Source organism: Colwellia sp. E150_009, from assembly GCF_053543955.1.
Map to the genome: position 1 here is coordinate 14,965 of NZ_JBHFOM010000007.1, position 26,487 is coordinate 41,451.

The 26,487-nt window shown below is 35.0% G+C and carries 24 protein-coding genes and 1 tRNA gene; 16 read left to right on the forward strand and 9 right to left on the reverse strand.

Annotated elements, in window-relative coordinates; all coding sequences use genetic code 11:
* Positions 1-22: 22 nt before the first annotated feature.
* From deoC to udk, 3 genes are all read right to left on the reverse strand, one after another.
* Positions 23-823: a deoxyribose-phosphate aldolase gene (gene deoC, locus ACE1OF_RS04985; protein ID WP_448893144.1), complete on the reverse strand. Its 801-nt coding sequence runs from the start codon at positions 821-823 to the stop codon at positions 23-25.
* Between the two features lie 63 nt (positions 824-886).
* On the reverse strand, positions 887-2,131 hold the full coding sequence (locus ACE1OF_RS04990; RefSeq protein WP_448893145.1) for a NupC/NupG family nucleoside CNT transporter: 1,245 nt from the start codon (positions 2,129-2,131) through the stop codon (positions 887-889).
* 49 nt (positions 2,132-2,180) lie between these two features.
* Entirely contained in the window at positions 2,181-2,825 is a 645-nt protein-coding gene (gene udk, locus ACE1OF_RS04995) for a uridine kinase (RefSeq protein WP_448893146.1), read from the reverse strand.
* Between the two features lie 246 nt (positions 2,826-3,071).
* Between udk and ACE1OF_RS05000 the strand changes: the two genes are divergently transcribed.
* A complete protein-coding gene (locus tag ACE1OF_RS05000; protein WP_448893147.1) occupies positions 3,072-4,352 on the forward strand; it encodes a phosphopentomutase in 1,281 nt (426 codons plus the stop codon).
* A gap of 95 nt (positions 4,353-4,447) precedes the next feature.
* Here the strand turns inward: ACE1OF_RS05000 and ACE1OF_RS05005 are convergent, their stop codons facing one another.
* Complete coding sequence (locus tag ACE1OF_RS05005; protein WP_448893148.1) at positions 4,448-5,068, reverse strand: LysE/ArgO family amino acid transporter; 621 nt, start codon at positions 5,066-5,068, stop codon at positions 4,448-4,450.
* Between the two features lie 166 nt (positions 5,069-5,234).
* Here ACE1OF_RS05005 and ACE1OF_RS05010 point away from each other — a divergent pair, with 166 nt between their 5' ends.
* On the forward strand, positions 5,235-6,119 hold the full coding sequence (locus tag ACE1OF_RS05010; protein WP_448893149.1) for a LysR family transcriptional regulator ArgP: 885 nt from the start codon (positions 5,235-5,237) through the stop codon (positions 6,117-6,119).
* A gap of 86 nt (positions 6,120-6,205) precedes the next feature.
* Here ACE1OF_RS05010 and deoD read toward each other — a convergent pair whose 3' ends face one another.
* Together deoD and add are read right to left on the reverse strand one after the other, a co-directional pair.
* The gene (gene deoD / locus ACE1OF_RS05015) at positions 6,206-6,910 is read right to left on the reverse strand and encodes a purine-nucleoside phosphorylase (protein ID WP_448893150.1); all 705 of its coding nucleotides are present in this window, start codon (positions 6,908-6,910) and stop codon (positions 6,206-6,208) included.
* Positions 6,911-7,136: 226 nt separating this feature from the next.
* A complete protein-coding gene (gene add / locus ACE1OF_RS05020) occupies positions 7,137-8,129 on the reverse strand; it encodes an adenosine deaminase (RefSeq protein WP_448893151.1) in 993 nt (330 codons plus the stop codon).
* Positions 8,130-8,334: 205 nt separating this feature from the next.
* Here add and aroG point away from each other — a divergent pair, with 205 nt between their 5' ends.
* The 8 genes from aroG (at position 8,335) to ACE1OF_RS05060 (ending at position 18,752) form a co-directional block, all read left to right on the forward strand.
* Positions 8,335-9,387 (forward strand): 3-deoxy-7-phosphoheptulonate synthase AroG, encoded by a 1,053-nt coding sequence (gene aroG, locus ACE1OF_RS05025; RefSeq protein ID WP_448893152.1) that lies wholly within the window; start codon positions 8,335-8,337, stop codon positions 9,385-9,387.
* A gap of 142 nt (positions 9,388-9,529) precedes the next feature.
* A complete protein-coding gene (locus tag ACE1OF_RS05030) occupies positions 9,530-10,471 on the forward strand; it encodes an AAA family ATPase (RefSeq protein WP_448893240.1) in 942 nt (313 codons plus the stop codon).
* Positions 10,472-10,488: 17 nt separating this feature from the next.
* Complete coding sequence (locus ACE1OF_RS05035; protein ID WP_448893153.1) at positions 10,489-11,571, forward strand: DUF58 domain-containing protein; 1,083 nt, start codon at positions 10,489-10,491, stop codon at positions 11,569-11,571.
* Between the two features lie 6 nt (positions 11,572-11,577).
* Entirely contained in the window at positions 11,578-13,725 is a 2,148-nt protein-coding gene (locus ACE1OF_RS05040; protein ID WP_448893154.1) for a transglutaminase family protein, read from the forward strand.
* A 188-nt stretch (positions 13,726-13,913) separates the two neighbouring features.
* A tRNA-Ser gene (locus tag ACE1OF_RS05045) sits at positions 13,914-14,004 on the forward strand.
* Positions 14,005-14,485: 481 nt separating this feature from the next.
* On the forward strand, positions 14,486-16,363 hold the full coding sequence (locus ACE1OF_RS05050) for an HsdM family class I SAM-dependent methyltransferase (protein WP_448893155.1): 1,878 nt from the start codon (positions 14,486-14,488) through the stop codon (positions 16,361-16,363).
* 2 nt (positions 16,364-16,365) lie between these two features.
* The gene (locus ACE1OF_RS05055; RefSeq protein WP_448893156.1) at positions 16,366-17,337 is read left to right on the forward strand and encodes a restriction endonuclease subunit S; all 972 of its coding nucleotides are present in this window, start codon (positions 16,366-16,368) and stop codon (positions 17,335-17,337) included.
* A gap of 980 nt (positions 17,338-18,317) precedes the next feature.
* Positions 18,318-18,752, forward strand: a complete 435-nt coding sequence (locus ACE1OF_RS05060) for a hypothetical protein (RefSeq protein WP_448893157.1) — start codon at positions 18,318-18,320, stop codon at positions 18,750-18,752.
* A gap of 733 nt (positions 18,753-19,485) precedes the next feature.
* On the opposite strand, the gene ACE1OF_RS05065 is transcribed toward ACE1OF_RS05060, so the two are convergent.
* The 3 genes from ACE1OF_RS05065 to ACE1OF_RS05075 form a co-directional block, all read right to left on the reverse strand.
* Positions 19,486-19,680, reverse strand: a complete 195-nt coding sequence (locus ACE1OF_RS05065) for a helix-turn-helix transcriptional regulator (protein ID WP_448893158.1) — start codon at positions 19,678-19,680, stop codon at positions 19,486-19,488.
* Between the two features lie 176 nt (positions 19,681-19,856).
* Positions 19,857-20,594: a hypothetical protein gene (locus ACE1OF_RS05070; RefSeq protein WP_448893159.1), complete on the reverse strand. Its 738-nt coding sequence runs from the start codon at positions 20,592-20,594 to the stop codon at positions 19,857-19,859.
* A complete protein-coding gene (locus tag ACE1OF_RS05075; RefSeq protein ID WP_448893160.1) occupies positions 20,594-21,841 on the reverse strand; it encodes a tyrosine-type recombinase/integrase in 1,248 nt (415 codons plus the stop codon). Before ACE1OF_RS05075 ends, ACE1OF_RS05070 begins: the two co-directional genes overlap by 1 nt.
* Before the next feature lie 619 nt (positions 21,842-22,460).
* On the opposite strand from ACE1OF_RS05075, the gene ACE1OF_RS05080 reads away from it, so the two are divergent.
* The 6 genes from ACE1OF_RS05080 (at position 22,461) to bla (ending at position 26,483) form a co-directional block, all read left to right on the forward strand.
* Positions 22,461-22,802 carry a cupin domain-containing protein gene (locus ACE1OF_RS05080; RefSeq protein WP_448893161.1) on the forward strand — a complete coding sequence of 114 codons (342 nt, stop codon included), beginning with the start codon at positions 22,461-22,463 and terminating at the stop codon, positions 22,800-22,802.
* A gap of 47 nt (positions 22,803-22,849) precedes the next feature.
* Positions 22,850-23,143, forward strand: a complete 294-nt coding sequence (locus ACE1OF_RS05085) for a hypothetical protein (protein ID WP_448893162.1) — start codon at positions 22,850-22,852, stop codon at positions 23,141-23,143.
* A 150-nt stretch (positions 23,144-23,293) separates the two neighbouring features.
* Positions 23,294-23,980, forward strand: a complete 687-nt coding sequence (locus ACE1OF_RS05090; RefSeq protein WP_448893163.1) for a DUF4336 domain-containing protein — start codon at positions 23,294-23,296, stop codon at positions 23,978-23,980.
* Between the two features lie 44 nt (positions 23,981-24,024).
* Entirely contained in the window at positions 24,025-24,507 is a 483-nt protein-coding gene (locus ACE1OF_RS05095) for a nuclear transport factor 2 family protein (RefSeq protein ID WP_448893164.1), read from the forward strand.
* A gap of 571 nt (positions 24,508-25,078) precedes the next feature.
* Complete coding sequence (locus tag ACE1OF_RS05100) at positions 25,079-25,456, forward strand: hypothetical protein (RefSeq protein WP_448893165.1); 378 nt, start codon at positions 25,079-25,081, stop codon at positions 25,454-25,456.
* A gap of 271 nt (positions 25,457-25,727) precedes the next feature.
* Positions 25,728-26,483, forward strand: coding sequence for a subclass B1 metallo-beta-lactamase (bla, locus tag ACE1OF_RS05105; RefSeq protein ID WP_448893166.1), 756 nt, complete (start codon positions 25,728-25,730; stop codon positions 26,481-26,483).
* Positions 26,484-26,487 lie beyond the last annotated feature (4 nt).

The window sequence follows — 26,487 nt, forward strand, 5'->3', positions numbered from 1 at the left end:
GTGGTATAAAGATAACCTGTATTTAATAATTTGCTGTTGTATCAGTACCTGCTGTAGTGCCTTGTTCAAGTGTTAAAAGTAAATTATTAAGTAAACTACTCGCACCAAATCTAAAGTGTGTGCTTGTAACCCAGTTATCACCTAAAATATTTGCGGCTAAATCTAAATAAATTTTTGCATCCATAACATCTCTAACCCCTCCAGCGGCTTTAAAACCAGTATCGACCTTAGTATTATTTGTTGCTTTAATGACTTCTAGCATCACTTTAGCTGCTTCAGGCGTTGCATTCACACTAACTTTGCCTGTAGACGTTTTAATAAAATCAGCACCCGCCCGTATAGATACTTCACTGGCCAATTTGATTAATTCGGGGGTCTTTAGTTCACCAGTTTCAATAATAACTTTTAGTAAAACCTCTTTAGGACAAACTTTTTTACATGATTCTACCAACTCTAAACCAGTATGGTAATCACCGTTAATAAGGGCTTTATACGGAAAAACCACATCGACCTCATCAGCACCATAAGCTATTGCTGCTTTTGTTTCTGCTACAGCAATAGCTACGTCATCGTTGCCATGTGGAAAGTTGGTCACTGTGGCAATTTTTACGTTGGGCGTCCCTTGTGCAGCGAGTAGTTTTTTGGCTAAAGGAATAAATCGAGGGAATATACATATAGCAGCTGTATTGCCCGCGGGAGATTTTGCTTGTTGGCAAAGTTTTTGAATGTCAGCAGAAGTTTCTTGATCTGTTAAACTGGTTAAATCCATTAAACTGATTGCTTGTGTAGCTATTTTTTTTTGTGATTTAATTTGAGTAGTCATATGTGCGTTTTAAAAGTTAGGTTAAATATTGAGTGTAGTAAACACGATTAGGGTAAAGATGTGTTAAAGCGATAGAAATAAGCCAGCAATTGCAGCGCTCATTAAATTAGCAAGGGTTGCAGCAATCATAGCTTTTAACCCTAATTTTGCAATATCGGGTCTTCTATTAGGCGCCATAGAACCAATACCACCGAGTAAAATAGCGATAGAAGATAAGTTGGCAAAGCCACACAAGGCAAACGTAATAATTGCTTGTGTTGAAACACTTAAAGTGTCTTTAATTTCAACAAAGTTTACATAAGCAAAAAATTCATTTACAACAATTTTTTGCCCTATAAAGCTACCCGCTTGCAACATTTCATTACTTGGTACACCAATAATAAAGGCAATTGGCGCAAACAAATACCCTAAAAGCAATTCAATAGTAATGCCTTCAAAGCCTAATAAACTAGCGGTACCACCAACAAGTGTGTTTATTAATGCAATTAGCGCAATAAAAGCTAATAACATTGCACCTACATTGACAGCGAGTTTTAGTCCTGATGCTGCACCTGAAGCCGCTGCGTCAATAACATTAACAGGTTTGTTTCCAATATCTTCCGTAATTAAATCTTCTTGTGATAATTTTTCGTGTTCTGTTTCAGGTAAAATAATTTTAGCCATAAGCAGGCCACCAGGGGCAGCCATGAAAGATGCAGCGATTAAATACTTTAAATCAATTCCTAAACCTGCATATCCAGCTAAAATAGAACCAGCAACAGAGGCTAAACCACCCACCATAATGGCAAATAGTTCAGATTGTGTCATGTTAGCTATATATGGGCGTATTACCAAAGGAGCTTCTGTTTGACCTACAAAAATATTGGCTGTTGCGGATAATGATTCAGGCTTACTTGTTTTTAGTAATTTTTGTAAGGCGCCACCAATAATTTTTACAACCCATTGCATTACGCCTAAATAATATAACACAGCGATGAGGGATGAAAAAAAGATAATAACGGGTAATACGCGAACGGCAAAAACAAAGCCAACACCATTAGCAAACATAGCGTCTGTACCTAATCCGCCAAATAAAAAAGCAATACCAATATTAGCGCTATCAATGACTTGTTGTACACCACCAGAAATGGATGCTAAAACATCTTTGCCAAAGGGAATATATAGTACAAAAGCACCTAGACTTAATTGTAATAAAAACGCCCAACCTACAGTGCGAAGGTCAATCGCTTTTCGTTTTTTAGATAAAAACATGGCAATAGCCAGTAAAGCAAAAATACCAAATAAGCTGCGTAGTACTGTTAAATCCATGAAAACCTCAAGTTACTTTGTTGTTTATTATTATGTTACATGTTCTGAGTTATTTTCTAAGTGACAATTGGCGTATTTTGGCTTTTATTACTTCTATCGCCATTCTGTTTTTTCCGCCACGAGTAATAACAAGGTCTGCCCATGCTTTAGAAGGTTCAATAAATTGGTAATACATTGGACGCACCGTTGTTAAATATTGATTAGTAATAGACTCTAAACTTCGTTCACGCTCTTGTGTATCACGTTTTATGCGCCTAATTAAACAAATGTCTAGAGGAGTGTCCATGTAAACTTTTATATCAAAGCAATCCCTAAGTTGAGGGTTAGACAATAGCAAAATACCTTCAACTAATATTATTTTAGTTGGTCTTATCGTCATTGTATTTTCGGTTCTTGTATGCGTTTTATAGCAATAAACAGGGCACTGTATTTCTGTTTGTTCAACGAGTGTATTTATTTGACTACAAAGTAACTCATGTTCAAATGCTTTAGGATGGTCATAATTAGTTTTATTTCTCTCATCCATATTCAAATGCGATTGATCTCGATAATAAGCATCTTCTTTGATAATAGATATCCCATTAGCACCAAGTTCTGGTAATAATTCTTTATAAATAGTTTCAGCAAAAAGTGATTTTCCTGATGCCGAAGCGCCCGCGATAGCGATTACGGTCGTTTTACTTGGTTGTGTCATTAATGAATCCGTAGAAAAATTCTGGTTATCGCCATGAATAATTTGAGTTGAGTAAACAGTGTACTCTATCTGCATATAAATTATTTATTGGTTATCTTAACTAGACAAAAACAGCTCGGCAATACTCTCCTTGACGGCAAAGTAATAAAAAGCCCGAGAAATAGCTTGGCTAATCATAGTAAAAGCATTAAATTATCACAAGTTGACTAAGTGGTCATGTTTTTTTTGATTTTAAGGTGTTTTGTAATGGCAAGAGCAATAATTTTAGTGCTTGATAGTTTTGGTGTTGGTTATGCAAGTGACGCAACTAATTTTGGTGATGTTGGTGCCAATACTTTTATCAATATTGCTAAACGTTATTTAAAAGAACAAAACAAAGTTCTTCACTTGCCAAATCTTGGTGCCCTAGGTTTATATGAACTAAGCCAACACGCTAGCAGTGTTAGTATATGGCAAGAGTATGCGCAAGATTTAACAAACTCGAATATTGATCTAAATGACTTTTATGTAGAACCAACCCAAGGCGCTTTTGGTGCTATGGCAGAAATAAGTACAGGTAAAGATACGCCCAGTGGTCATTGGGAAATGGCTGGTGTACCCGTGTTATTTGATTGGACCTATTTTTCTAACAAAATAAATTCATTTTCTGCAGAGTTAATCGCAGAAATTAATAATAAAACAGGTTATGCAGGGCTTTTGGGTAACTGCCACGCATCAGGCACAGACATTATTAATCGTTTGGGATATGAACATATAAAAACAGGTTTACCAATATGCTATACCTCTGCCGACAGTGTTTTTCAAGTTGCAGCGCACGAAGAACACTTTGGTTTAGACAACCTATATCACTACTGTGAACAAGTGCGAGAATTATTATCAGCTGGGAATCTTAATATTGGTCGTGTTATTGCTAGACCCTTTGTTGGTGAAATATTACCTAATGATGAAAATACCTTTGTACGTACTGGTAACAGACGAGATTATTCAGTATTACCCCCAGCAACAACAGTATTAGAAAAAATTACTCAAGCAGGGGGACAAGTGATCAGTGTTGGCAAAATTGCAGATATTTTTGCGCACCAAGGTATTACTCAAAAAACTAAAGCTACAGGTATTGATGCATTGGTAGATGCCACTATAGCGCATATAAAAACAGCAGAAGATAATAGCTTGATCTTTACCAATTTAGTGAACTTTGACCAAGATTATGGTCACCGTAGAGACCCTATAGGTTATGCGCAAGCTCTAGAAAGCTTTGACAAACGTTTACCTGAAATATACAAACAAATGCATGACAATGATCTTTTATTGTTAACTGCAGATCATGGTTGTGATCCAACTTGGCCAGGTAGTGATCACACGCGCGAGCTTGTCCCTGTACTTGCTTATCATCATCAAATACAATCAGTTAATTTAGGCCTGAGAACAAGCTTTGCCGATTTAGGACAAACACTTGCTGAGTTATTTAAGGTAAGTCCTATGCAATATGGTAAAAGTTTTCTGTCTGACATATTGAGAAATAAGTAAATTACCTTTAATCTTTAAAACGTTGGAAAATGATAAAGATAAAAGGCTTATTAGAAAATAAGCCTTTTTAAATTTAGTAAATTGGTATCTTCGCGTTAGCTTGCAAGCCAAGTTTTAAATAAAGACCAAGCAATAAACCACATGACCAAGCCAATAGCAAAATCAATGGTACTTTTAACTTTTGGTTTGCTCAAATACACCGAAAGCTTCGCTGCGCTCAATGCCAAGGTTGAAAACCAAACGAATGAAGCGGTAATAGCACCAAGCAAAAAGTAAATTTTCGAATCACCATTATATTGCCCTCCAACACTACCAATAACCATTACAGTATCAATATATGCGTGTGGATTCAAAAAGGTAACAATCAAACTAGTTAGCACAATTACTTTCCAAGACTTTTGAGTTTGAATTTTATTTTTGCCTGTTTTTATACCATCAACTGATGCTTTAAATGACATAGCACCGTAAGATAATAAAAATAGAATCCCCCCCCAAGTTAGTAATGTGAAAAGTAAGGGGTTAGCTGACAATATCAAACTGCCACCTAATACGCCCAACGAAATTAAAAGCGCATCGTAGAGTATAAATAAACCTGCAGTCATCAAGTGATGGTTTTTATTAATTCCCTGAGAAAGTAACATTGAATTTTGACTTCCGATAGGAATGATCATACTCAAACTGAGCGTAAAGCCTTTAAGTGCTGCTAAAATGATCATGGTAATTACCTTTAAAATGTGAACATATCGAACATAGTTATTGACGAAATTTACTTGTTGTTGAAAGCTGTTATAAAAGAAAATGCAGTTTGCATTGTTCACAAAAATAAATATAATTAATAAATCTTAATTATTATAAGTAAATCTTATGTAGAGGTTCAGTTAGTTGGATTACAAATTACTAGCCGCTCTTGCTGCCATTGTAGAAACGCAAAACTTTGAATTAGCAGCAAATAAATTGCATATATCACAATCAGCCATTTCTCAACGTATTAAATTATTAGAGGAAAATTTTGGCCATCCTATGCTAATTCGTAGCCAACCCATTGAATTAACTTCTGTTGGAGAACAATTATTAAGCCATTTTAGAAAAGTTCAGCAGTTAGAAAGTGAAATTTTGCCTGAATTACTGCCTGACAAACCAAGCAAACCAATGAAAATAGCACTGGCTGTAAGCGCTGACAGTATTGCAACGTGGTTTCTTAAAGCGGTTACACCTGTGTTAAAAGAGCATTTAGTAGAACTCAATTTACTTATTGAGCATGAAGAGCGAACGATAGACAAATTACGATCAGGAGAGGCTATTGGTGCGGTTTGTTCTTATGAAACACCATTAAAGGGATATCGCTCATTTGAATTAGGCAAAATGAACTATTGCTTAGTTGCTTCAAAAAGCTTTCAACAAAAATATTTTAGTAAAGGTGTAACCCGTGATACGTTAAAAATGGCACCTGCTATTAGCTTTGACCATAAAGACGATATGCATGTACGTTTTATTGCTCAGCATTTTGATTTAGCCGCTAGTGAATATTACTGCCATAGCATACCTTCGTCAGAAGCTTTTGTGGAGTTGGCAAAACAGGGCGTGGCCTATTGTTTATTACCAGAATTGCAAATTAAAAACGAACTTGCGTCTGGCGAACTTGTCAGATTGTGCCCAGAAAAACAACTCATTGAAACATTGTATTGGCATAGTTGGGTTTTAGTAAAAGGAATAAATAAGAAAATATCACAAGAAATAATACGGGTAGGGCAAGCAATGCTAAATTGATGCGGTGTTAAATTAATATACATAGCGCTTAGGCTCACACAACGAGGTTAAGCGCAATGTATAATTAGCGATGAGAAAAGCGGGACTTATAAAACACTTTCTAATGTTAATTCCATCATATCTTTAAACGTACTTTCGCGTTCATCAGCGGTAGTTTTCTCACCTGTTTTAATGTGATCAGATACTGTTAGCACTGTTAAGGCTTTTTTGCCTAGCTCTGCAGCAACACCGTATAAACCTGCCGCCTCCATTTCAACAGCTAAAATGCCATGTTTTTCCATCACAGCAAACATTTCAGGTTGCGGTGTGTAAAACAAATCAGCTGTAAAAATATTACCCACATGTACTGGTTTATTTAAGCGCTCGGCAGTATTTACCACTTTATGTAAAAGTGAAAAATCAGCAATAGCAGCAAAATCATAGTTATTAAAACGCATTCTATTAATATTTGAGTCTGTACTTGCCCCCATGCCAATAATAACGTCACGAATGTTAATATCATCACGTACCGCGCCACATGAACCAATACGAATGATGTTCTCTACGCCAAATTCGTTATAAAGTTCAGTAGCATATATTGAAATAGAAGGAACGCCCATACCTGATCCCATTACTGATACTTGTTTGCCTTTATATGTGCCAGTGTAACCAAACATGTTACGAACACTGGTAACGCATTTGGCGTCCTCTAAAAAGTTTTCAGCGATAAATTTAGCTCTAAGCGGATCGCCAGGCATTAATACGGTTTGGGCGAAATCGCCTAAGTTTGCAGAAATATGTGGTGTGCTCATGAAATGTCCCTTGTTTAAGCTTTCGAAATAAAAGCATAATTCAAATATAAATCAGCAAGTTTTTAGCCTGAATTTCTTACATAAATACCATAATAAAGGTATTTTGGTGAAAATCGCTATCAAGGGTGTTTCACTGATCTTGTTATTTTACGAGTAGAATATTAGCAACTTGGTTGTAAAAATCAAATACTCACCTCAATTTTTGCTGTGTTATTTGTTATGTTAATTACACGCTTTTTAATAATGCTTTTTTCTCGCTATCTGATAAAAAGCACACATCAAGTGCATTTTCTTGTAATTGTCTAATGTCATCTTCACTTAGTAGTAATACCTGTTGTGCCACAGTGTATTCATTTCTTATTTCAATACCTTGTACCGCAGGATCATCGGTATTTAAACAGGCCTTAATGCCAAAATTAAGAAAAGCTTTTAACGGATGTTGGCTTAAATCGGTAACGGTACCTGTTTGAAAATTTGATGTTAAGCATGATTCAATAGCAATATTATTATTCACCATATATGTCATGAGTTTTTCATCTTCGATGGTTGCAACACCATGGCCAATACGTGTTGCACCTAAATCATTAATGGCTTGCCAAACACTTGCCGCACCGCCTGCTTCTCCTGCGTGTACGGTAACTTGTAATCCTGCGTTGCGTACTTGTTTAAAGTGTTCAACAAATAATTCTCCAGGAAAGTTAAATTCGTCTCCTGCTAAATCAACAGCAACAAGGTTGTTTTTATGAACTAATAGAGCGTCTAATTCCAATTGACATTGCTTAACACCAAAAGTACGGCTTAAAATACCAATAATATTAATGCTAATATCGAACGTTTTCATGCCTAATTTAACGCCATCAATAACCGCAGCAACTACGTCACTAATCGGTAAATTATGGTTCATTGACATATAATAGGGAGAGAACCGTAGTTCGGCATAGTTTAATCCAGCATGATATGCATCTTCTACGTTTTCAAACGCAATGCGCTTTACATCATCAAGAGATTTTAAAACAGCAACACCCCAATCTAACTTTTTCAAAAAAGCCAACAAGTCAGATTCACTGCCTTGTACTTGCACATGCGGTATAAAATCGTCGAACTGTGTTGCGGGTAAAACAATATCGTTTTTGGTTGCTAATTGCCAAATTGTGGCGGGTCGAATATTACCGTCTAAGTGCCTATGAAGGTCAAGCAAGGGCAAAGAAGTATCAATCATTCGCTATTTCTCTCTTGTTTTAGTATAAAGCGATTAATTATAGCGTTTTTTACTGGCTTGTTCATTCAAATATACTAGTAATAGCGCCTTAACACTGTTAAATTGACATCGGGATTATTTATTTGGATGTCTAGACGTAAATTAAGATAAATTAACCTACTAACATACAAATTAATTTAGTAGAGCAAAGAAAAGAGAAAGAACTATGTATCAAACTGACGATGTGCGCATCAATAAAATAAAAGACTTATTACCTCCTATCGCATTACTGGAACGATTTCCAGCGTCAGAGCAAGCCATTAAGTCGGTCGTTTCTGGACGAGCTGCAATTCACAATATATTTAACAATAAAGATGATCGCTTGTTGGTTGTGATTGGACCTTGTTCTATTCATGATCCTGAAGCGGCATTTGATTATGCTCAGCGATTAGTTGAACTACGAAATAAATATAAAGACAGTTTAGAAATAGTCATGCGTGTTTATTTTGAAAAACCAAGAACAACCGTTGGTTGGAAAGGGCTAATCAATGACCCATATATGGACAACAGCTTTAAGCTTAATGACGGTTTACGTATTGGCAGAAAGTTACTACTTGAAATTAACGAACTTGGTTTACCAACTGCGGGCGAATTTTTAGATATGATTACACCACAATACATGGCTGACTTTATGTGTTGGGGTGCTATCGGTGCTCGTACTACAGAATCACAAGTGCATCGTGAATTAGCATCAGGTCTTTCTTGCCCTGTTGGCTTTAAAAATGGCACTGATGGTACGATTAAAGTTGCCATTGATGCGATTGGCTCTGCGGCTGCTTCGCATCATTTTTTATCAGTAACTAAATTTGGTCACGCTGCTATTGTTGAAACAACGGGTAATAATGATTGCCATATAATTTTGCGTGGTGGTAGAACAACTAACTTTGACGCAGACAGCGTAAAAGAAGTAACCGAACAGTTAGACAAAAAAGGGTTGAATACTAAAATAATGATTGATTTTAGTCATGCAAACTCAAGTAAGAAATTTGAAAACCAAATGTTGGTTTCAACCGATGTTAGCAAGCAAATAAGCCAAGGCAATCACAATATTTTTGGTGTTATGGTTGAAAGTCACTTAGTAGAAGGAAATCAAAAGCTTGTAGACGGAAAAGCGCAAGTTTATGGTCAAAGTATTACCGATGCCTGTATAGGTTGGAATGATACAGAAACTTTATTAGCGCAACTAAGTGACGCGGTGATTACAAGACGTAGCCTGTAAATCATACATAAAACAGCATAAGCTATTAAAAAAGCTTAAAGCATGTTACAAAGTCTACTTAAATTAATTATTTATGTAGACTTTTTTTATGTCTGAGCTAATGCCTAAATTGAAACAGAAACCTGATTTAAAACCTGAGTTGATGCAAAATACCATTAAAACTATTTTAGCTGAAATAGAAACAGTAGTATTAGGTAAACCGACAGAATGCCGTTTAGCACTTACCTGTATACTTGCCAAAGGGCACTTACTTATTGAAGATTTACCTGGTATGGGTAAAACTACATTGGCGCATACATTAGCTCATACTTTAAATTTAAGTTACCAGCGCACACAATTTACCAGTGATTTGCTTCCGGCTGACATTTTGGGTATATCAATTTTTAATACCAATACTCATAGTTTTGAATTACACAAAGGCCCCATTTTTAATCAGGTTGTTTTAGCTGATGAGATTAATCGCGCGAGTCCTAAAACACAAAGTGCATTGCTTGAAGCAATGGAAGATTATCAAGTAAGTATTGATGGGGCAACGCATCAATTACCTAATCCATTTTTTGTTATTGCTACCCAAAACCCCTTGTATCATGCGGGTACTTATCCGCTACCTGAATCTCAGTTAGATCGTTTCATGATCAGAATATCATTAGGGTTTCCAAATGTAGAGGCTGAAAAAAATATTTTGCTTTCTAAAGCGTCGCCACTAAAAAATAATGCTAAGGATAACGGTAATGGCCTTATCAATGTAGAAGACTTGCTTGCCATGCAGGCAGCTGTTCAACAAGTTCATGCATCTGACACTATTATTGAATACATTATAGCTCTGTGCCATGTTAGTCGAAATGAAAATACCATTGCATGCAATCCTTTATCTCCTCGAGCTGGTAAAGCTATTTTAGCAGCGGCTAAGGCATGGGCATTCATTGATAACCGAGATTATTTGTTACCAGATGATATTAAGGCGGTTTTTCATTGTGTTTGTGAACATAGATTAGTGTTAAATGCGCAAGAGCAACAATTTGCAATCAGTGTAAGTGAACAAATACTGCAATTAGTTAATGTGTTAAACCCCTTAAATTGCTAGATAAAAAACCCTTTGTTATGAATGTGTTTAGCTTATTATCACGTATAATTGCGCAACCTACAAAAACGTTTATATCTAAACGTATTGACCGTTGGCTTAGTAAGCGCGTGCCAAGTAATTTTGAACATAAACTGTCAAACCGTAATATTTTTATTATGCCCACACGGTTTGGCTTGGCATATTTGTTTTTTGATATTTTATTATTTTTGCTTGGCACTAATTACCAAAACAACACCATTTTACTATTAAGTTATTTACTTGCGAGTTTATTTATTACCGTAATGATGCACAGCTTTTATAATTTTTCTCAGTTAACCTTTGCCTCAACACCAATTCAATATACTTTTGCTAACCAACAAACTTTTTTCCCAATAACCGTTAAAGCAAAAAAAATTCATTATGACCTTAATTTCCTGTTTCCTGCACAAAATCAGCAGGTAAGTTTAAATCTATCGCAAAAAGCGCGCTCAGTTACGGTTGAACATTGTGATATTGGTAAAACCCAGATTTTAATCCCTTATTTAGCTACAAAACGAGGCGTTATTAAATTAGGGCGAGTGAAGGTGTTCAGTGAGTATTCGTTAGGTTTTTTTATTACGTGGGCAATGTTAGATTTTTCACATCAACTGATAGTATTTCCTCAACCCAAAAAACTGACCAATAGCCAAAATTATTTGTCTGGACTTGAAGGTGAAGACCAACAAAACCAAAACAAACTAAATAATACTTTTTTAGGAAACGATGATTTTTCTGAACTAAAAAATTATATAACAGGCGAGTCACAAGCACGTGTTGCATGGAAACAACTTGCCCGTGGGCAAGGCAAACTTAGCAAGCATTATGAAACTCAAGAAGGAGGTTTACGTTGGTTAAAACTAAGCGATATGCCAAGTTTTGATCTAGAAACGAAACTAGGCTATTTGTGTTATTTAATTGTGGAATATAGTAAAAGTGATAATGATTTTGGATTAATATTAGATATTGATTCGTCGAGTAGAGTTAGAAATACAGCAATAAAAATTATGCCAAGCTCAGGCTACCAACATCAACAAAATTGTTTAATTGCGTTAGCTAAATTTAACCCACAAAGTGCAGGGTAAATAGCAATGTTGAATGTATCAATAAACAAAAAAAAACAGAGTCAACCATTTCAGTTAACACACCGCAATACATGGCTTTTATGGTGTTGTCAAATAATTAATATTGGTTGTTTAGCTGAAGAAATTAGTACTTGGATGTTAGCTATTTTAGCGTTATGTTTGTGTTGGCAAGCTCTTTTCAATATTAGGAAAATATCCCCTAAAAACAACAGCAGTAACAAAGTTATTATAAAAGATAAAACTAAAATAGCTTCTATTTTATTAACACTATTCGCCTTAAGTGGTTGTATAGCCATAGCCATAACGGCTACTAGCCTTGGTATATTAATTAGTATGGTACATTTGCTTACCTTTGCTTATGTGCTTAAAGCGTTTGAGATAAAACAAAGAAAAGATTTTTATCAAGTTTGTTTGCTTGGAATATTTTTATTAGCGTCAGCACTCATTTTTAAACAAAACTTACTGTTTTCGGTGTTAATTGCATTCGTTTTAATTGTTAATTTGATGGTTTTACTGCAGGCATTCTCACCCAAGCAAACATTATCCGTATCGGCAAAAACTATCGTGGTACTCTTAATACAAAGCTCATTACTTGCTATTGTTTTATTTGTTGTTTTTCCACGTTTAACGCCATTTTGGCAAGTACCTAATGCACAGTCAGCAAAAACAGGGCTGAGTAATGAAGTAAGTCCAGGAGATATAGCAAACCTTGCCTTATCGAGTGATTTAGCCTTCCGGGTAGATTTTAACGGAAAGAAAATTCCTCAATACGACAAACTGTATTGGCGTGCTATGACGTTAGAAAATTACGATGGTATAAAATGGACACGCACTAATCTACATGACAATAATGAGTTTACTGAAACACAGAAACTATTTACCCCAGTTACGTCTGGAGAAGGGCTTAATTACAATATCATTGTAGAACCAAATCATCAAAGTTGGTTGTTTGGCTTATCTGTAATTACAACTGACAACAGCAATGTACGTTTAATGGATGACTACACAGTGCAAAGCAAATCAGTGTTGAGCCAAATTAGTCATTATGAATTAATAAGTTACTTACAAACACCGTTAGATTTAAAAATTAGTAATAGAAAAAAACAGCGTAATTTACACATTGTGAATGGCAGTAACCCTAGGCTAGAACAATTAGCATATGAATTAAAACAAACATATGCTGACCCTGTTGATAGGTCTAATGCTGTTTTGGCATTATTTCGTGAACAAAACTATTTTTACACCTTAAAACCACCATTATTAGTTAACAATAGCTTAGACCAATTCTTTTTTGACACCAAAGCGGGGTTTTGTGTTTATTATGCAAGTGCTTATACCTATTTAATGCGTGCGGCAGGTGTTCCTGCGCGTATTGTTACGGGATATTTAGGAGGTGAATATAATGGTACAAGTGCTTTACAAGAAACAATTACAGAAGCTAACCCAATAGAAGACGATAAAAGGGATAATACAAAGCAGGGCGGTCATTTAAGTATTTATCAATATGACGCTCATGCATGGTCAGAAATTTGGCTAGAAGGCATTGGTTGGCAACGAGTAGACCCGACCGCAGCAGTTGACCCCCAACGGGTAGAAAGTGGTTGGTCTACTGAATTATTGTCTCAGCAATCTTCTTTAAATAACGACTTTTTAGGGCTGTATCAATACCGAAAAATGGCTTGGTTAAATGCAATTAGATTACAATTTGATGCACTTGATTACCAATGGACACGATGGGTATTAGCTTATTCAAGCGCACAACAATATGATCTTCTCAAACGCTGGTTTGAAGGTAATATACAATGGAAAGCAATAGCAATAGTGCTTGCCACATTGATACTGATAATGGTTTTATTAACCTTATTGTATCGCGTTAATGTTAATTTATTTAAACGTAAAAAATTAACAACGTGGTCATGCTTGTATCAACGTGTATTGAAAAAATTAGCAAAAAAAGGTACTAAAAAACCTATAAATATGTCTCCATCAGACTTTGCAAAACTCGTTGCACAACAACACCCTGAACTAGCAAAACAATTTAAAGAGTTTACTATAACCTTTGAAACACTAATGTATAGAGATTTGAATAACAAACAACAAACGGTTTATTTATCACGTCTTAAACAACAATATATTAGGTTAAAAAATATGTAAACATTACCAATTAATTAGAAATTTTATGTTACTACCTTGGAAAAAGGCTGAATATCTTTTACAACGAAGATAATTTACTCAAATTGACATTTTTATTATTGTTTTGTTAATTAATCCTTTACAAATAAGTCGTTAGTATTTAATATTCGCACCGTCTTTTAGCAAGCTACTTTTTGCATTAGATAATTGGTGAGATGGCTGAGTGGTCGAAAGCACCGGTCTTGAAAACCGGCAAGGGTTTGTAGCCCTTCTAGAGTTCAAATCTCTATCTCACCGCCACACTTTATAGATAAGCCTCTGTTTTTACAGGGGCTTTTTTATGTCTACAGGTTTCTGAACCGTCAAGAAGACCGTCAAATGTTCACCTTACTATAAAAATATACCTTATATAAAATTAATCGAACCTGTTCTTCGAACAGAACCCCATAACTTTCTATAAGGTTGCAGGTAAGCGCATTTACCTTCCTTTATTGTCCTTTTCAGTACAAACTGTCTCGCTGGTGAGCTTGAAAGGATTCCTGCTGATGCTTTTAATCGACTAGGAAAAACCATTGCGTTAACGGTTAACACCTGTAATGACAAAAAACAAATAGATCACTTTTCTAATATACAGTACATCATCAATTAAAAATTATTGGTCTTTAATACGATCTGAAAGTATTGCGAATGGATCTTTTTGGCTCTTATGTATTAAATTATATTTTTTGTCATTTAGTAGGGTATAATCTAAATTTTAATTACTAATTAAGTTGGATAACTTGTGGCAAATGAAAGGATTACAGAGAACTTTGTTCGAGAAAAATTGAGAGAAAAAAATTACTTTCAAGCCGATAACGGTATCGTTATTGAAGAACAAAAGTCTCAAATAAAACGAGTTCAAAATCTTTTAAAGACAGCAAGTAAAGCCAACACAGGTAAAGGCGGTTATCCTGAGTTTATTATAACTTGGGAATCTGATCCTAACTTTCTAATTGTTGTTGAGTGTAAGGCTGATACGAAGTTTCACGAAAGTAAAAACTTAGATAAAGCTAAAGATTATGCTGTTGATGGTGTATTACACTATGCAAAGTTCCTTTCTAAAGACTATACAGTGTTGGCACTTGCGGTAAGTGGAACATCAGAAGACTACACTTTAGTATCTAATTATTTAGTCCCGTGTGGTTCTAGTGAACATTCAGTGTTAACAAATGAAGAAGGTCTTGCAGTTAAGGAAATCTTACCTTTTGAAGACTATTATCGTTTAGCTTCTTATGACCCTCTTGTAGAAAGAAAACGACATAGTGATTTGCTCGCTTTTGCTAAAGAATTGCACGAACTTATTTGGACAGCCGCAAAGATTTCAGAAGAGGATAAACCTCTTTTAGTCAGTGGTACATTGATAGCTTTGATGAATCAGCCATTTCTCAAATCATTTCAATTTTATAGTGCAGAAGATATGCCCCGAAAGTGGCTTGAAGCTATTAAAGACGAACTTGATCGAGCTGATATCCCACAAGCAAAAAAAGATACTATGCTACAACCATACGCAGGTGTAGCAGGTCAACCAAATCTAGGTAAGCCCGATTCAAAAACTTCTAAAAAATATCCTCAAGGTGTTCTTAATGAAGTTATTAAAGAAATAAATGATAACGTATGGCCTTTTATCAGTATTTATCATAATTTTGACGTTGTAGGGCATTTCTATGGTGAGTTTTTGAAATATACTGCTGGAGATAAAAAATCACTAGGTATTGTTTTAACCCCAAGACATATAACAGAACTATTTTGCGATATAGCTAATATAACTAAGAATGATACTGTAATTGATATCTGTGCAGGAACTGGTGGTTTTTTGATATCAGCAATGCACGCAATGCTTAAAACAGCAATGACAGATGAAGAAAGGTTTGATATTAAGAAAAACCGCTTAATCGGTATTGAAAATAGCCCTAAAATGTTTGCTTTAGCAGCTAGTAATATGATTTTAAGGGGGGATGGCAAAGCAAACCTACATCAAAGCAGTTGTTTTGAACCCACTCTTAAAAAAGCCATTATTGAACCAGACAAGAATCGTGGCGTAAAACGACCAAATATTGGCTTATTAAACCCTCCTTATGCACAATCAAAAAGTGATGCCGAACTACACGAACTTTACTTCGTAAAGGAAATGTTGGATCTCCTTGAAAAAGGTGGGTTGGGTGTGGCTATCATTCCTGTAAGTTGTGTTATTAGCAATAACGAAGCGAAGAATGCAATTTTAGAAAAACACACACTTAAAGCTGTTATGTCGATGGCAAGTGAGCTTTTTTATCCTGTAGGTACTGTAACTTGTATCGTAGTATTTGAAGCACATAAACCACATAAAGAAACAAATAAAAAAACGTGGTTTGGTTATTGGAGAGATGACGGCTACATCAAAACAAAACATATGGGGCGTATAGACTTAAACCATCAGTGGCAAGACATTAAATCTCGCTGGTTAGAAGCATATAACAATAATGAGGTTCATACTGGTGAATCTGTAACCGCATATGTTGAAGCAGAAGATGAATGGATTGCAGAGGCTTATATGGAGACAGACTATACAAAATTAAAAAAGAGTGATTTTGAACAAATCGTTAAAAACTACGGTATATTCAAGTTAATGAGTAAGGTTTAAAGATGGTTGAGCTACAAGATATCTTTAATGTAATAAATGGAATTGCTGCAACTGGTTTAAAAGAAAAAGATCAGCCTTTCGAAGGTAGTATCGCTTATATTCGCCCCGCTAGTACCCAAGCTAGAACATTTAGAAGCTATATTAGTAAAGATTCTGTTTTAGAAGAGAAGCTTTTTCCTGAAGAGACTCTGTTCGTTTCAACTAACGGAGAGGGTAGCCATAGTTACTCTTATGTATCAACTTGTGAGTTTGTACCGAATAGTGATGTTTCTGTTTTGATTCCGAAATATGACCTTACTATTGAAGAGAAGCTGTTTTACGCTCAATGTATTACTGCTAATAGGTATCTTTTTTCTTATGGTAGAAAACCTAAAGGAAATAAATTAAAAACTCTTAAAATACCACACATCAATAATTTTCCTGATTGGGTAAATGATGTTTGTCTATCTACATTTACAGATGTACCTGTAAAGAAAAGTAGTAAAAACCCTCTTAATTATATTAATGATTGGAAAGAGTTTGCACTCGAAGAGTTATTCGACTTTAAAAAAGGTAAACGCTTAACAAAAGCAAATATGTTAGAAGGTAATACACCATTCATAGGGTCTACAGATAGTAATAATGGAGTAACTAATACTGTAGGGCAAGATGCTATTCACGATGGAAATGTTATATCGGTAAATTACAATGGTTCTGTTGGGGAGGCATTTTATCAACCTGTAGATTTTTGGGCATCGGATGACGTTAATGTTTTATACCCCAAAGAGGATTGCTTTAGTAGATTCAATTCGTATATAGCTTTATTTATAATCCCAATTATTAGGCTTAATAAGTTTAAGTTTAGTTATGGGCGTAAATGGCATATGGATAGAATGAAAGAGTCCCAAATTGTTTTACCCGTGAAAGATGGCCAACTTGATTTAAAAGTTATGGAAGACTTTGTTAAGTCTTTACCTTATAGCACCAACATTTAATCAACTTTCATTACAAGACTATGTGTAAGGTCACTAATACTCGTAGATAAGCTGATAACCAGCAACTAACCATTAGTAGCTGGTATCAATGATTACCCATCATTATATCTACGGGGTTAATAGTGGCCACTCATACTGTAAGGCTTACCGCACATATATCCCGTAGTTATATCAACAGCCAATCACTAGTATTAATAGCTAATGGTTACTTTATCTTCGGGGACTGAGGCGGTAACATCTGGTACAAGATAACCAACTACATTCATAGTCATTTGTCTGTTAAAAGCTGATACATAAAGTAATAGGCACCAGTATTTATTCTCATTGTATCGACTACAACTTATCTTAACTAAGAGTAGTAATAAGTACTTGATAATTGATCAGGAACGGCACATGTACCCGTAGTTATGAGAGCCGTCAATCGCTAGTATTAATCGTTAACGGTTAGCTAAGGTACAGCGATTACTGAACATCTTCAATAAATCAAACAATAACCAATAGTGCCTGTAGTTATGAGTACCGCTAAGCGTATCCTTGCTTAACTACGAGTAAGCGCAGTATTACTGTGAGTTGTCATTTAAACGGTTTAAATCTCATAGTTAAGTATTGGTATTTATTAAAGGTTTTATGGCTTTAAATCATTGTGTATTAACCCTAGGGCAGAACCACGATACAAAACTACTCCCTTGCCAGCTTAACTACGTTGGTAATAGTGATATAAATATTAACCTTTTAAAACTAGCGGTTGATTTATCTTATCGAGATTATTTGTTTCATTGAGTACTTACTAATTAGTGTGCTAATGCCTGTAGTTATGAGGATGGGTAATCGATAGCTATTACCATTTTTATTATATATAATAGGAGAAATCTATATATAGAAGGGGTTTCGGTAAGGTTTTATACCTATTTATTGTGGGTATACAAGCCCATGATTAAGGGGTATACTTTTAAGTACGTTCTACCCAGTGAATAATTAATATGACGGATAGTAATAGTGCTAAACTGAGTATACATCTCGATAAAGGTGAGCACTTAGAAACAAGAAAAGTAAAAAGTACTAAAAACCCTAATTTTACAAAAGTAGGTAATGGCACAATGAATAAACACGGTATAGAGTCTATAGACTTTTTGCAAGAACTTATGGACATGACCAAAGCTGAACAGCTGGTGATAACGACTATAAAAAACTTATACGAATGGGATAGCACTACAGGTGAAGTACACATCCCCTTGAGCAAAATGTTCGATAAACAAAATACTAAAACATTTTTAAAAGGTTTCGGGTTACTTAAAAAGAAAGACTTGGTTAGGCGAACAAAAACAGGACATTACATGGTAAATCCTAACGCTATATTCTTGCAGAACTACAAAGAAGGTTTAGTTTTATGGAACAAGGTTGAAGGTACACAATAACCCATATGTACCAGTAGTTATGAGAACCGCTAAGCCTGTACCAGCTTAACTAGGTGTAAGTGTAGTGCTACTAATCAATCAACAGTATTGCCTATTATACCCATAGCTACGGGTTAGCATGTGGTAGTAACTTTTAGTACAATCATGACCCCATCTGTACCGTAGTTAAGAGACAGGTAATCCATACCCCTACTAATACCCGTAGTTATTAGAGGCGCTACTCAATACCACATATATGGGTTTTATATTTTTTGTCATTAGCATTTGGCTTTTAAACACTGAACCTTACGCATCCATTTCACAGAACATTTCGCTTCACTAACACTACTCATTTCATTCACTTGCTTCGCAAGTTCATTCATTCGTAGTTTAGTTTGCTCAATTTCTGTTCATGGTGCGTCGGTCAGTGTTATGGGTTTACGTGGGGCGATTTAGTGAAATAACGTCTAAGTACACTTAAACTAAAAATTTAGTGAAATATCGCCAATTAGGCACATTCCCAATTAAGTACACCAACCTACACACTCGCTATATTGAAATATTTCTGCATTTTTTATCAAAATAGTACTTCCTTTGCGGCATATAAGGATATTGACCACCCCCCCTTAGTTCTCTAAAAGCCAAATTGAAATAGGGCATTAAGTACAAGTAAGGGGGGGTCTAGCGCAGTTATCTTTACCTACATAGACTTACACATAATAAAGCATACATATTTCGTTTTAATGCTTAATAGTTAAGCTTCCTCTTGGTTAGCTATACAGTCAGAAATCCAATCATTTATACTTGATTCTAGCCAACCAACAGCTGCTCCACCTTTAATTAACCTAATGCTCTTAGGAAATTTACCTTCCTTTGCTAAGGCGTAAATATACGATTTTGATAAGCCTGTACGTGAAGTTACTTCTTTAATTCGGATGATTTTAGTCATTTTAATACCTTAATAAATATACTCTGAACACCTATGTACTCAGTAGTTGAAGTAATTTTAAAGGGACTTTGTGAATAAAAAAATATGGGTATAGTGGTAAAGTTAAATACCACTATTTATGGTTAGATGTTTACTAGGAATTTATTTTATAGTGGTATTTTGGTTACCACTATTTATTAACAGTTTTTACGTTTTCCGACTTTAAACTTTACTTCAACACGCTTGTCTTTGTAAAAGGCATCAAGTCCACTGGTGAAAATATTCGAATCATTAGGATAATTTTTTTTATATTCATGACTTAGTAAATTGTAAAATGTTTCTTTTGTCAGCTCATTATCATATTCAGCTATGAATTGATCAAGTGGGACATCTGGTAGGGTTCTCTGAGTCCATTCATTTAGAAACTTGTATCGTTGATCAAGAGGAGAATGTTTTAATACCTCTTGTCGTGATGCTGATACGCAATCACTTACCTCTTTCTTGAAATTAATGAAATCTGACCTTTTGACAAATACTTTAGATAAGTCGATAAAAAGCTCACCAACATCATTGTTATTATCATTAACAACTTGAAATGATTCTCCATTTACTTTAAACCAATTAATACACGTGGTTGCTTTTTCTGCCGTTAAATAATAATGGTTTAATTTGAATTTAATTAAGTAAAACTCTTCAACATTTTGCTCTTCAGCATCATAATGATCTATGAATTCATTTCCATCATATATATCACCAAGAGGTATATTAATTGGCAATCCTTTTACTTCTTTATGGGTGCTCAATAATAAATCGCTTTCAAGAGAATACCTCTTCAGAATGTCAAGCTTTGCTCGTTGTTGCATGCTTGAAATACCCAATAACTCAAAAAGAACATTAATAGGTATTTGTTCAGGAATAATTATTTCATTTGTCATTAGACATAAGCCTTTTTATTTATTGGTGTAACATTACCTTCGCTTTTTAACCCGTCAAGATAGTCAGCCCAAGATTGCATCATATTGATACGCTTTTCCATCCATTGAGCTTTGTTATACGTAGCTCTTATACGATCTTTATTCGTATGAGCTAACTGTAATTCAATGATATCTGAATGGTAACCTAATTCATTAAGCATTGTACTTGCTGTGTGTCTAAAGCCGTGAGAGGTCATAAAACCAGAGCCAAACGGTTTACCTGTTATTGGGTTGATTAAGCGTTGAATAGCTCTTGTAGTTGTATTCTCGCTTAATGGCGTGTCTTTACTTCTGCTAGTAACAAATACGTATTCTTTATCACCTGTTACAGCCTTCATATCTTCCAAAATTTCGATAGCTTGATATGCTAAAGGTACATCAAGAGGCTTATTGTTCTTAAGCTCAGTTGCTGGAATATTGATAATACGATCATCAAAATTGATATATTCCCACTTTAAAAACCTGATGTTATAAGGACGAAGAAATATTAAAGGCATCAACTTTAATGCTTGAGTCACTGCAAAGTCTTGTTTGCCCGTAGGGCTGTCAATTTGGTTTAATAACACTCTTAAATCTACTGTAGATGTTATATGACCGAAGTTATTATCAATACGTCTATCAGGCTTAGGTAATAGCTCAGCTAAACCTTGTGCAGGGTTATTGTCAATGATACCTAAAATTAATATCTCGTTGAATACTCGCCTTAATATGTTCGCTAAACGAATAGCCGTTTCCTTAGCTCCTCGTTTACTGATACGTTGCATTACACCAAGCAAGTCAGCAGTAGTGTATTCGTTGATATACTTACCGTCTAAATACGGTATAAGGTTCTTATCAATACGTTGTTTTAAATCAGAGTAGGTTGCTTTAGCTAAAACTTGCTTGTCTAACCATTGGTTCATGTAAAAGCTAAATCGTTTGTTTTTAAGCTCGTCTTTTACTTTACGCTGTATTTTAATCTGCTTAGGGTTGATTCCCATAGCAACTAGTTCACGTGCTTCACGATGTTCTTCACGAGCTTTTTTTAAGCTAATATCAGGGTAGTTACCAATAGTATAACTACCTCTGGTGTTATCGAGCCTGAAGTCATATTTCCAACTTTTATAGCCTGTAGGTTTAATAAGTAAATATAAGCCACCACCATCTGATAACTTTCGAGGTTTATCTTCTGGTTTAGCATTTTTAACTGCGGTGTCTGTTAGTGACATAATATTTACCTGTATTTTAACAATGTGAGTGTGGCTTGCTGAAAAGACCGTCAGAAAGACCGTCATTTTCAGTTGTTAGTATAATACAATAAAGATCGCTATGGAAGGGTACTTCTTTATTTTCAATGAGTTATGTTGTAGTCGTGGACTCTATAATACGCTAAGAACCCTTGTGGGACGTTCTATCTCACCGCCACATTAAGAAAAACCCGTTAACCGAAAGATTGGCGGGTTTTTTGCTTTTCAGGGTTTATGGAAAAAGAGAATGGGTTTGTAGCGCTAAACCTTGAGTAGGGTTTAAATCTCTATTAATTGTAAGCTTTTGTAGTACGTTGAGCATACATATATTCTTGATCATTGTTAAAATAGGTGATTTATAAAGATAAGATGATATAAATGAGGGGTCCATGTACACACAGTATTTATGATTTTGTCCAATAACATTTTCACGAATCATTTTGAAGGTGTAACAACAAAGTTAATTTTATAATGCATTTAATTAACTGTTTACAAAAAGGTTTTTTGATGGAATTGTTAACACATGTGATATACGCCGTTTTTGGGTGTTATAAACGACCAAAATGGTGTTGAATAAGCTGTTATATTTCAAGGAGCACTCTTGACAGTCATTAACAATCAATCAGCTGAGCATTATACTTGGGGCAGTGAATGTGATGGTTGGCACCTTGTAAAGTCTGAAAGGCTAAGTGTAATCCAAGAAAGAGTTCCCTCTGGTTGTTCTGAACTTCGTCATTTCCACGCCAAAGCAGAACAATTCTTTTTTATCTTATCTGGTATCGCAACTATGGAACTTGAGGGAAAAATCTTCAGAGTAAAGCCAAATGAGGGTATTCATATCCCTGCTGGGTCAAGGCACCAGTTAAGCAACCAACACGAAACGGACTTAGTATTTACAGTAACATCGACACCACCAAGTCATGGTGATCGAATTGAAATATAATAAGAAATTCTACAGTCTCGTTAGCAGTATCAGGAGTATTGTTCTAGATGAATTCACCAGAATTATCAATTATATTATTAAGTCTAGTAATAGTTTTAGTTGCATACCTTTCTGTTTACCCTAAGTTAGCCGGAAATAGTTTTAATAGAATTTCATTTTATGACATTTTCACTTCAGGTTTTGCCTTGCTGGTCGTAGGTTTGAATTATTGGGGCAGCGGACATGAATTCAATTTGCTAATTTCTAATGTTAATTGGTTTTGGTTTACCCTAATTACGTACGGAGCAATTGAAATACCTATTGCCATTTGGTACTTCAAAAAACAAAATGTTAAAGTGTAAATACTAAAGTTTTATCTAAAAAGGGAGGTTCTAGTGTTTTTACATCTAAAGATTTTCCTAATTCAATTATAGATTTTAACGTAGAAGAGGCTGAGGATTCAAAACGAGTAATTACACAAGCTCGTTAGGAACCACGCAAGGGAGGAATATATGCGAAATTTAGCGGAAAAAATCTGGATTTTTGATGGAGATGCGGTATCTTTTTTATGCCTTCCATTTACCACTAGAATGACTGTTATTAAGTTATCAAATGGCGAGTTATGGATCCATAGTCCAATTAAACTAACAGGAGCTATTCAAGCTCAAATACAGCAGTTGGGAAAAGTTAAATATTTAATTGCTCCTAACCATTTACATCATTTGTTTTTAGCTGAATGGCAACTAATATATCCAGAAGCAATCTGTTATGGAACAAATGAGGTCATTAAAAAACGTAGTGATATAACGTTTCATTCTTCGCTGAATGAAGAACAAGAATGGCCTTGGGTTAAAGAAATAAGCCAAGAGTTGTTTTCGGGTTCACCGTTAATGGAAGAATGTGTGTTTTTCCATCGTGCTGAAAGTGTTCTAATAGTTACGGATTTAGTAGAAAACTTCACTGGTAAGGACTTTAACTATTGGCAACGACTTGTCGCGAAAATGGTTGGTATATTGGCACCTCATGGAAAAATGCCACTAGATTGGCGATTAAGCTTTATGTTTGGTAAATCTCAAGCACGCAAGCATATATCAAAAATATTTGATTGGGAGCCTAAAATAGTTGTCATGTCACACGGTGTTATTGTTGAACAAAATGCAAAAGATTTTTTAAAGAACAGCTTTAGATGGCTGACTTAACCTATTTGCACCTAATAAGCCACTGAACTCGGAATTGAGGTTATATGAAAAAATTAAGTCTATTTTTATTTATATTTTTATCAATGCCATCATTGGCTAATGAAGCTTCTTTGGAAGACAGAATGAAAGTTCTTGATACAGAGCTTTTTGAATCTTTTAACAACTGTCAGAGCCCTGAAGAGTTAGAAAAACATGCTAGTTATTTTTCTCCTGATGTAGAGTTTTATCACGATAACAGTGGTGTTACTTGGGATCGGAAAAGTATGATCTCAAATACTAAAAAAAACGCATGCGGTAACTACACTCGTACACTTGTAGCAGGTTCCTTCAAAGCCTATCCAATTAACAAGTTTGGTGCAATCACTGAAGGTGTTCACATTTTTTGTGAAACTAAAACTAAAAAATGTGAAGGAAAAGCTGATTTTGTTATGGTTTGGCGTAATGTAAATAATAAATGGGAAATTACTCGAGCATTGAGTTACGGGCATCGTGAAAACAAAGTATTTGACCCACTTGTTGAGCGCTAATGTTATTATTCTTATATATTTTGTCTTTCGGCTAAAGCGTTCGTGCTATACCAATATAGTGCATTATGATGAAACAACGCAAGCTTGCTAATGTCCTACAGACAATGCATGAGCAAACCGCTAATAAAGGCATGAACAAATCTATCGCCTCAATCAGCAATAGTTCATATCGCAACAAAGTAAAAAGTAAAGATTTTTGATTGTTAAGCGAAAATAATCCAGTTAAAGTAATTTTATTAAATAATAATATGAAAACGGGTAATTCTACAAGTTCGTTAGCTATACAAGGAAATTCAGTATCAAACTTCTGGCACTATTTACACTACTTATTCCTGCGATTGTACATGCTGGAAAAATCTATGAACAATTCCCAGACAAAGTAGATCCCAATGGCAAATATGTATTCTATTCGCATGGAAAAATTGTTGAAGGAAAAAATACTAATCCAATACACCCTAGTTGGGGGGAATATGACTTCCCGAAAGTTAAAGAGACTCTATCAAGTAAAAGCTACACTCTAGTTGCTTATCACAGACCTGAAAAGACCAACCCCAAAAAATTCAGTCTAAAATTGTCAAATGACGTTAAAAAATTAATTTCTCTTGGCGTTAAACCCCACAACATATCACTTGTAGGATTCTCGCGTGGTGGAGAAATTACAATTTTAGCTTCTAATAATTTACAGAACCCTGATGTGAATTTTATTCTTCTAGCTAGCTGTGCTAGCTTTATGAAGAATAGAGATCTTTTCAAAGTTTATGGTAAGGTTTTTTCAATTTATGAAACATCTGACATGGTTGGTTCTTGCCAATTCCTGATAAACCAAAGTACTGACGTAAGCTCATTTAATGAAATATTTATTAGTACAGGTAAAGAACATGGCGCATTCTTTAAGCCAATTTCAGAATGGGTTAATCCCGTTAAAAAATGGCTTGGCGATAAAGTATAACTAATACATATGTGCCTTCTGCCTGCCAATAGGCATAGTGTCTTGTTTAGCTGTCTTTTGGCTGAACAAAAAAATGCAAACATAAAGAATTCTGCCATGTAAGTCGATTCCGCAATAATATTAATGTAAAGTAGTACAGAATTTCATAGAGTCTTCTCCTTTTGGTTTAGTCGCTTTAAAGTTTAGCTTAGTGCTAGACTTTGGGGAGGAGGCTCAATTAGTACCAACCTACGTGCCAGTTAATAAGGGCATTAGTGCTCTAGGAGCCTCAATGAACATCAGAGTTATATTAAGTAGTATCTTAGTCATTGTTTTTAGCTTTAATAGTATGGCTGAATCTAAATCAGCTTCAGATATTCAAATTACAAAAATAGATGACGGAGTTTGGCTTCATACATCTTTTTATATTTATCCTAATGGTGTTAAATTTCCATCAAATGGATTGATCATCAAAGAAGGTCAAAGCTTAACTTTAATTGATACTGCATGGGGGGAGTTACAAACTGTAAATTTATTGAGTGCTATTGAATCACAAATAAAACTTCCAGTAACCAAAGCATTAGTTACTCATGCACATAGTGATCGAGCATCTGGTGTTGATATTTTGGAGTCTAAAGGGATTAAAGTTTTTTCGCATCCTTTGACAAAGCAGCTGACTATTGAACAAGGAGCTCCTGTTCCTGATAACGTTATAAATGAACTTAAAGAAGTAGGTTCATTAATTAAATTTGGTTCTTTCGAAGTCTTTTTTCCAGGAGCAGGGCATGCAATGGATAACTTAATGGTATGGCTCCCGGAAAGAAAAATTTTATTTGGTGGCTGTGCTATACGATCTTTTGACGCTAAGTCTGTGGGTAATATAGCACATGGAGATATTAATTCTTGGTTGAAAATCACCAAGCAATTAAAAGATAAATATAAGGATGCTACTATTGTTGTACCTGGTCACGGAGATATTGGGGGCTTTGAATTGTTTGTGCATACCGAAAAATTAATACAAGATAAAGTCAATGCAAACGAGAATTAACTAG